This window comes from Streptomyces sp. NPDC059456 (assembly GCF_042750055.1).
Taxonomy (GTDB): domain Bacteria; phylum Actinomycetota; class Actinomycetes; order Streptomycetales; family Streptomycetaceae; genus Streptomyces.
In genome coordinates this window covers 1-7079 of record NZ_JBHYVA010000452.1, presented here as the reverse complement: position 1 = coordinate 7079, position 7079 = coordinate 1, and the positions used below count along the sequence as shown (strand labels likewise).

Genomic DNA, 7079 nt, shown 5'->3' with positions numbered 1-7079 from the left:
GCGGGGGCGGGTGGGGCGGGGCGGGGCCCCCCCCCCCGCCACCCGGGCCGCCCCCCGGGGGGGGGGGCCCCCCCCCCCCGCTTTCGTTTCCGGGTGCGTCCGCTAGCCGACGAAGGCCAGGTCGACGATCCAGTAGCAGAGCGCGGCGACCAGGGCCGCGGCCGGCATGGTGATGAACCAGCCCAGGACGATGTTCTTGGCGACGCCCCAGCGGACCGCGTTGACGCGCTTGGTGGCGCCCACACCCATGATCGCCGAGGTGATCACGTGGGTGGTGGAGATCGGCGCGTGGAACAGGAACGCCGAGCCGAACATGATCGAGGCGCCGGTGGTCTCGGCCGCGAAGCCCTGCGGCGGGTCCAGCTCGATGATCTTGCGGCCGAGGGTCCGCATGATGCGCCAGCCGCCCGCGTACGTACCGAGCGACAGCATGATGGCGCACACGATCTTGACCCAGATCGGGATCGGCGCGTCGGCTGCCTGCACATCGGCGATGACCAGGGCCATCACGACGATGCCCATGGTCTTCTGCGCGTCCTGGAGACCGTGGCCGAGCGCCATGCCAGCCGCGGACACGGTCTGCGCGATGCGGAAGCCGTGCTTGGCCTTGTGCGGGTTGGACCTGCGGAACATCCACAGGATGGCCACCATCACCAGGTAACCGACGATCAGGCCGACGACCGGCGAGACGAACATCGGGATGACGACCTTGTCGATCACCCCGCTCCAGATGACACCGGTGCCGCCGGCCAGCGCCGCGCCCACCATGCCGCCGAACAGCGCGTGCGAGGAGGAGGACGGGAGCCCGAAGTACCAGGTGATCAGATTCCAGACGATCGCGCCGACCAGGGCCGCGAAGAGGATCCACATGCCGGTCTTGCCGGTGGGCGTCTCGATCAGGCCCTCACTGACCGTCTTGGCGACCCCGCTGCCCAGGAAGGCACCGGCCAGGTTCATCACCGCGGCCATCGCGAGGGCGGCGCGCGGGGTCAGCGCGCGGGTCGAGACCGAGGTCGCGATCGCGTTCGCCGAGTCGTGGAAACCGTTGGTGTACGTGAAACCGAGCGCGACACCGATGGTCACGATCAGAGCGAAGGTGTCCACGAGGTTCAGGACTCCTTGACCGCGATGGTCTCCACCGTGTTCGCGACGTGCTCGAACGCGTCGGCCGCCTCTTCGAGCACGTCGACGATCTGCTTGAGCTTCAGCACCTCGATGGCGTCGTACTTGCCGTTGAAGAGCTGGGCGAGCAGCTTGCGGTGGATCTGGTCGGCCTGGTTCTCGAGGCGGTTGACCTCGATCCAGTACTCGGTCAGGTTGTCCATCGTCCGCAGGTGCGGCATGGCCTCGGCGGTCAGCTCGGCCGCCCGCGCCAGCACCTCGATCTGCTGCTCGACACCCTTGGGGAGCTCCTCCACCTGATAGAGGACGACCAGGTCGACGGCCTCCTCCATGAAGTCCATGATGTCGTCGAGGGACGAGGCCAGGTTGTAGATGTCCTCGCGGTCGAACGGCGTGATGAAGGAGGAGTTCAGCTGGTGGAAGATCGCGTGGGTGGCGTCGTCCCCCGCGTGCTCGGCTGCCCGCATCCGCTCCGCGATCTCGGCCCGGGCGGAGGAGTCCGCTCCGAGCAGTTCCATCAGGAGCTTGGAGCCCGTGACGATGTTGTCCGCGGATGCGGCGAACATGTCGTAGAAGCTCGTCTCCCTGGGGGTCAGACGAAATCGCACGTGAGGTCCTCGGGGTGCATTGGATTCGGTCAGGCTGATGCTAGGCGCATCCCCCGGCCACGGCTAACCGGCGGTTCCGGGCGGTTCCCCAGTGTCCTCCATCAGGCAGAGTGAGCAGCACGGGCCCCTGCCGCTCCGGCAAGAGCCCAGTACCCTATACCCATGAGGGGTATGTACCCCTCGATCCGGACCACGGGAGGACGCATGACTGCCATCGAGGCGGAAGGCCCCGGAGCCGACGTCGCCACCGGTACCGGCACGGTGCACGGCTACCACCACCAGAAGGACGAGCACCTCAAGCGACTGCGCCGGATCGAGGGCCAGATCCGCGGTCTGCAGCGGCTCGTCGACGAGGACGTCTACTGCATCGACATACTCACCCAGGTCTCGGCGAGCACGAAGGCCCTCCAGTCCTTCGCGCTCCAGCTGCTCGAAGAACACCTGCGGCACTGCGTCGCCGACGCGGCCGTCAAGGGCGGGGCCGAGATCGACGCCAAGGTCGAGGAAGCGACGAAGGCGATCGCCCGGCTGCTGCGCACCTGAGCACCCGGACGCCCGGGCACCGGACCACCCGAGCACGCCGGCCTCCGGTCCCCACCGCGGACGCGGCTACAGCCCGAGACCCATCAGGACCTCGTCGATCCGGTCCTGGCTGAGCCGCTCCTCGTCCGCCGTGGACGCCGCGATGATCAGCTCGCCGCACAGCTCGATCTCGGCGAGCGCCACGTGGTCCTGCACCGTCGTACCGCCTGCGGGAGTCACGCGTGTCACCTCAATCTGCCGTCATCGGTCATCGGTCGTAGGCGCTCTCTCTCAGCGTAGGGAGGGCCGGGCGCTGTGCGCATGACACGGATGGACCATTTCCGGATACCGGGCCATGGCCCGATCGCGCCGCCCCGGGACCGTCCGGCCGGCTACTCGGCGATCTTCCCGGCGTAAATGTCCCCGCTTGCGGGCAATACGACGGTCACCGGCGTCCCGAACCCGTACAGCAGCGTGGTGGAGGAGACATCGATCACGCCATTGTTGACGTAGCTGAAGCGGTGGCGGACCTTGCGCAGCCGGCCCTGCTCGTCGAGGTACACGTCGAAGGGGACCGTTCCCTTGCTGAACCCTTTCGCCGCCGCCTCCAGTGCCCCCTTGACCGCCGGTGAGGCGTTCTTCGCGGCCTGCCCGATGTCGGTGGTCCCGCGGTAGTGGCGCACCTTGGTGCCCGCCACCTCGGTCTCGCCCACGTACGTCGCCTCCTGCACGCCGCGCAGCAGCTCGGCCGCGGCCAGCGGGTCGGTGGCCCCGCCCGTGACGAGGTTCCCGTCCGCGAGGGTCGTCGTGTCCACCCGGACCCACTTGTCGGCGGGCACGCCCGCGCCCCGGTTCTTCATGTACAGGGCCCCGGGGACGAGCAGCTCGGTGATGGGCCGGTGCTCGTCCTTGCCCGCCGCGTCGGCCGGGAGCATCACCAGGAGCTGGCCCATCCGGTTCTTGAAGTCGACCCCGCCCTCGCCGCGGATCGTGACCCGGGTCCCGCCGGTGGCCATCTCCATCGCCGTACGGGCCTGCGCGCTACCGGTCTTCGCCAGCAGGTCGGCGGCTCCCCGTACGGTCGCGACCGGGTCGGCGGGAGGCCGCTCGTCCTCCTTGTCCGCGGCTGCGCACCCGCTCATCGCGGCCATGGTCACGGCCATCCCGAAGGCGAGCACCGCCTCACCCGCACGCCCGCGCCGCCGCCTGTGCTGGTGCACCACCATCGCCTGCCAACCCCCAACGCATGACCGCTGCTTGCCCGAGGCCCCCACCCGCTCCGTTTAACGAGGTCCGGGGTTTCCCGTCACGGGCCGCCGCGGCCCCGGCCCCCTTGCCGGACCCAGGTACCGTGGTGATGTGGATTCGCACACCAAAGCGTCGCTGGTCCCTCCGCTTGAAGCCGTGCCGCTCCCCCGTCCCACGGAGCGGCCGCCCACCGGGCACACCACGAGCACCGCCGAACGCGGCTCGTTCTGCCTGGCCCTGTGCACCTGCGGCTGGAGAGGCCCGGCCCGCCGCTCCCGCGACCTGGCCCGCAAGGACGCGGACCGCCACCCTTCGGCCTAGGCCGGGGCCCGGGGGGGGCCGGACTCCTGACCGCCCGTTCGCACGGCATCGCCCGCTCGGACCGCATCGCCCGTTCGGACCGCATCGCCCGTTCGGACGGCCCGGCTGGCCGACGCACCCGGGAGCGGATGCCCTGGATGCATGCCAGGACCCGCAGCCCGCGTCACCGCCCTCCTCTGGGCCCTGCTCATCGCCCTCGCGCCCGCCGCCGCGGCCTCGGCGCGCCCGACGGGCTCGGCGGACGGTCCGGCCGACGTGGCCCTGGCCATCGGGGCGACCGCCGTCGCGGCCGTGACGACCGGGCTGTGGCTGCGCTCGCGCCACCGCCGCGAGGACGACTCCGAGGGCCGCGGCACGGACCACGGGGAACCGTGACCCCGCGCCCGCGCCCGCGCCCGAAGGCGGTCCGCCTGTGTTTCGGCGCGGCGTGCCTGTGCCTCCTGGCGGCGGTCCTGATCTGCGCATGGCACGCGTACGGCCGGCAGTGAACTAGGCGGCGAGGTCGCTCTCGTGCGGGAGGCAGGCGGGGGGCGGGGTCTGGGGCTGCGCGAGGTCCACCGGGCGGGGCACGGCGAGCCGCCTGGCGCGGACCAGCCGGCCGGCGCGCGGCGAGCGGGCCACCACCCGCACCAGCGGGGTCAGCAGCGCCATCGCGAGGGGGGCGAGCAGCAGGACGACGGCGGTGCCGAGCGCGAAACCGCCGATGACGTCGGTCGGGTAGTGCACCCCGAGGTACACGCGGCAGAAACCCTCGGCGAGGGCCAGGCCGATCCCGACGAGCCCGAGCCTGCGGTTCGCGAGGAACAGGCCGACGCCCAGGGCCATCGCGAGGGTGGCGTGACCGCTGACGAAGGAGAAGTCCCCGGGCCCGGTGTGCGGTGCGAGGACGTCGAGGCCGTCGTGTGCGACGAACGGCCTCGGCCGTGCGACGAGCGAACGCACCGGAACGTTCAACAGGAGCGCGAGCGCGGCGGCGAGCGGCGCCCACACGAGTGCGGCGAAGGACTCGGCGGCGGTGACCTCGTCCGCCCGGCGCATCCCGTGCCAGCACCACAGGAAGAGGAGGACCAGGGCCAACGGGATCCCGTACGCGCTGACGAGTGCGACGCCCCGGTCGACCGCGGCAGGGGCGTGCCGGGCCAGTCCGTTGACGTCGTACAGCAGGCTTACGTCCACGTTCGGCCCACTACTTGTGAGTCCAGCCATGGCGATGCGGCCCCTTAGCCCTTGCTCGGTTCCCCTCGGGCGCACCCCTGTGTGCGCCCCTGAACCCCCCCGGTTGATCAAGACTGTGTCCATGGAACGCCCGTTCTGAAGCGCACGTTCCACTCTCCACCGAATGATCACGGCAACGTTATCGAAGAGTGACTGATCGTCGCAGCTCAGGGCCCTTGGTTAACGCAGCGTCGCCAACCGCCCGGCTACGGGGACTTGGCGTCGGCCGTACGGTCGGGCAGCGCCTCGGCCCCGTCCTTCGTGACGCGGGTCGCGCCGAAGTAGTCCGGGGTGTCGATCTTGTCGAAGCGGATCACGGCACCGGTGTACGGGGCGTTGATCATGTATCCGCCGCCCACGTAGAGGCCGACGTGGTGGATCGCCCGGGAGTTCGTCAGATCATCGGAGAAGAACACCAGGTCTCCGGGGAGCAGTTCGCCCCGCGGGGGATGCGGACCGGCGTTGTACTGGTCGTTGGCGACCCGCGGCAGCTCGATCCCCACCGACTCGTACGCTGCCTTGGTCAGCCCCGAGCAGTCGAACCGCCCGTCCTGGTCCGGCGTCCCGTTGCCGCCCCACAGGTACGGGGTCCCCAACTGCTTCTGCGCGAAGTAGATCGCACCGGCGGCCTGCTGAGACGGCGCCACCCGCCCGACGGGGCGCGCGAAGCTCTTCTCCAGGGCCCGGATGGACTTCACGTAGCCCTGGGTCTCGCTGATCGGAGGCACGCCTCCGGCCTTGATCACGCGATAGGGGCCGGCGTTGTACGCGGCGAGCATGTTGTCGGAGATGTCACCCGGTACGGACGCAACGTCCTTCGCGAGCTGGCAGTCGTAGGACGCCGCTGAGGGGATGGCGTCACTCGGGTCCCAGATGTCCCGTTTACCGTCGCCGTTCCCGTCGACCCCGTACGTGGCCCAGGTTTCCGGGATGAACTGGGCGATGCCCCGCGCATCCGCGTGACTCAGCGCGTCGACCTTCCAGCCGCTCTCGGTGTACAACTGCGCCGCCAGCAGCGCCGGGTTGAGGGCGGGGCAAAGGTTTCCCCACTTCTGCACCAGCGGCTGGTAGAGCGCGGGAACCGCTCCCTTGGCCAGCCCGACGGCGCCCGCCCTGCCCGTGCTCACGATGCCCGCCGCCGCCGAGTACGTACCGACGACCAGTAGCGCGACGAAGGTCAGGCACACGCCGATCCCGATCCCGCTTGCCATCCAGAACTTGCGCACTCGTCAACACTGCCTCATGGCAAGCGGTCTGACAGTGCTTTCGTCAGCCTGACTCGGCACTATTTCACCGGAAAGCCGGTGCAGTAGATGTTGGCGTACTCCTTGACGCCCCTGACCCGGTAGAACACCACGGTCCAGGCACCCGGGTCATTCGCGAGCGGGATGGCGGGAAAAGTCTTCGGGTTCCCCTCGTTGTCCACGAACTTCATGGCGAAGTCGTCGGGATACGTGAGCTCCACGCTGCCGCCGGAAGCCTTGTCCGCGAGATCGACGGGCTTGCTGGTGTAGCCGATGCCGTGGTTGTAGTCGCGCACGGACTCGTAGGGCCGCTGCGTGCTCTGGTCGATCTCGTGCGGAGGTTTGACCCCGATGGAGACGGTGTAGGGAGGCTTCTCCGTGTTGTACGGCTTCAGGTACACATGGATCTTGACCTTGCCCGTGACCGTCTTCGCGTCCGGCTCGTCCGCGTCGACGACGGAACCCACCAGGAACTCCGCCCGCTCCTCGGCGGGCAGGTTGCAACTCCCGCCGCCCGGGACGGTGCCGGTCCACAGGTCCCGGGACACGGTGTTCGCCTCGATGTGGTCGGGCACCGCCGCCGACCCGGCGACGGCTCCCCGAGAGGGCGATGCCGAGCTCGAAGCGGCCTGCCCGGGGGAGGACGGCGTGACCGGGGACTGCGCGCCGGACCCGGCCGGTGTGCTCTGCCCGGCCGGCAGGCCCGGGGGCGGGGCGCCCCCCCCCGCCCCCCCCCCCGCGCTGGGGGGGGGACGGCGGGGGGCCCCCCCGGGGGGGGGGCCGCCCCCCCCCCCGCGGC

10 protein-coding genes are annotated in these 7079 nt (G+C 70.4%); 3 read left to right on the top strand and 7 right to left on the bottom strand.

Annotation, left to right across the window (positions count from 1 at the left end):
• Positions 1–102: 102 nt before the first annotated feature.
• Positions 103–1104 (bottom strand): anion permease, encoded by a 1002-nt coding sequence (locus tag ACFXA3_RS30035; protein WP_385191728.1) that lies wholly within the window; start codon positions 1102–1104, stop codon positions 103–105.
• 5 nt (positions 1105–1109) lie between these two features.
• Positions 1110–1730, bottom strand: a complete 621-nt coding sequence (locus tag ACFXA3_RS30030) for a DUF47 domain-containing protein (RefSeq protein WP_030157116.1) — start codon at positions 1728–1730, stop codon at positions 1110–1112.
• 204 nt (positions 1731–1934) lie between these two features.
• Between ACFXA3_RS30030 and ACFXA3_RS30025 the strand changes: the two genes are divergently transcribed.
• Complete coding sequence (locus ACFXA3_RS30025) at positions 1935–2273, top strand: metal-sensitive transcriptional regulator (protein ID WP_385191726.1); 339 nt, start codon at positions 1935–1937, stop codon at positions 2271–2273.
• A gap of 66 nt (positions 2274–2339) precedes the next feature.
• Here ACFXA3_RS30025 and ACFXA3_RS30020 read toward each other — a convergent pair whose 3' ends face one another.
• Both ACFXA3_RS30020 and ACFXA3_RS30015 read right to left on the bottom strand, forming a co-directional pair.
• Positions 2340–2492, bottom strand: a complete 153-nt coding sequence (locus ACFXA3_RS30020) for a hypothetical protein (RefSeq protein ID WP_327284098.1) — start codon at positions 2490–2492, stop codon at positions 2340–2342.
• Positions 2493–2644: 152 nt separating this feature from the next.
• Positions 2645–3478 (bottom strand): hypothetical protein, encoded by an 834-nt coding sequence (locus ACFXA3_RS30015; protein WP_385191724.1) that lies wholly within the window; start codon positions 3476–3478, stop codon positions 2645–2647.
• 178 nt (positions 3479–3656) lie between these two features.
• Here ACFXA3_RS30015 and ACFXA3_RS30010 point away from each other — a divergent pair, with 178 nt between their 5' ends.
• The gene (locus tag ACFXA3_RS30010) at positions 3657–3821 is read left to right on the top strand and encodes a hypothetical protein (RefSeq protein WP_376199577.1); all 165 of its coding nucleotides are present in this window, start codon (positions 3657–3659) and stop codon (positions 3819–3821) included.
• A gap of 141 nt (positions 3822–3962) precedes the next feature.
• Complete coding sequence (locus tag ACFXA3_RS30005; protein ID WP_385191722.1) at positions 3963–4196, top strand: hypothetical protein; 234 nt, start codon at positions 3963–3965, stop codon at positions 4194–4196.
• Between the two features lie 114 nt (positions 4197–4310).
• Here ACFXA3_RS30005 and ACFXA3_RS30000 read toward each other — a convergent pair whose 3' ends face one another.
• The 3 genes from ACFXA3_RS30000 to ACFXA3_RS29990 all read right to left on the bottom strand — a co-directional run bounded on the left by ACFXA3_RS30000 (position 4311) and on the right by ACFXA3_RS29990 (position 6855).
• Positions 4311–5027 carry a phosphatase PAP2 family protein gene (locus ACFXA3_RS30000; RefSeq protein WP_385191721.1) on the bottom strand — a complete coding sequence of 239 codons (717 nt, stop codon included), beginning with the start codon at positions 5025–5027 and terminating at the stop codon, positions 4311–4313.
• Positions 5028–5242: 215 nt separating this feature from the next.
• Positions 5243–6247, bottom strand: a complete 1005-nt coding sequence (locus ACFXA3_RS29995; RefSeq protein ID WP_385191730.1) for an NlpC/P60 family protein — start codon at positions 6245–6247, stop codon at positions 5243–5245.
• Positions 6248–6321: 74 nt separating this feature from the next.
• Complete coding sequence (locus tag ACFXA3_RS29990; RefSeq protein WP_385191719.1) at positions 6322–6855, bottom strand: hypothetical protein; 534 nt, start codon at positions 6853–6855, stop codon at positions 6322–6324.
• Between the last annotated feature and the right edge of the window lie 224 nt (positions 6856–7079).

What these genes read in the sequence shown, in the direction of transcription:
- ACFXA3_RS30025 (WP_385191726.1), top strand. Translation starts at nt 1,935, where the DNA reads ATGACTGCCATCGAGGCGGAAGGCCCCGGAGCCGACGTCGCCACCGGT.
- ACFXA3_RS30000 (WP_385191721.1), bottom strand. Translation starts at nt 5,027, where the DNA reads ATGGCTGGACTCACAAGTAGTGGGCCGAACGTGGACGTAAGCCTGCTG.
- ACFXA3_RS30005 (WP_385191722.1), top strand. Translation starts at nt 3,963, where the DNA reads ATGCCAGGACCCGCAGCCCGCGTCACCGCCCTCCTCTGGGCCCTGCTC.
- ACFXA3_RS29995 (WP_385191730.1), bottom strand. Translation starts at nt 6,247, where the DNA reads ATGGCAAGCGGGATCGGGATCGGCGTGTGCCTGACCTTCGTCGCGCTA.
- ACFXA3_RS30015 (WP_385191724.1), bottom strand. Translation starts at nt 3,478, where the DNA reads ATGGTGGTGCACCAGCACAGGCGGCGGCGCGGGCGTGCGGGTGAGGCG.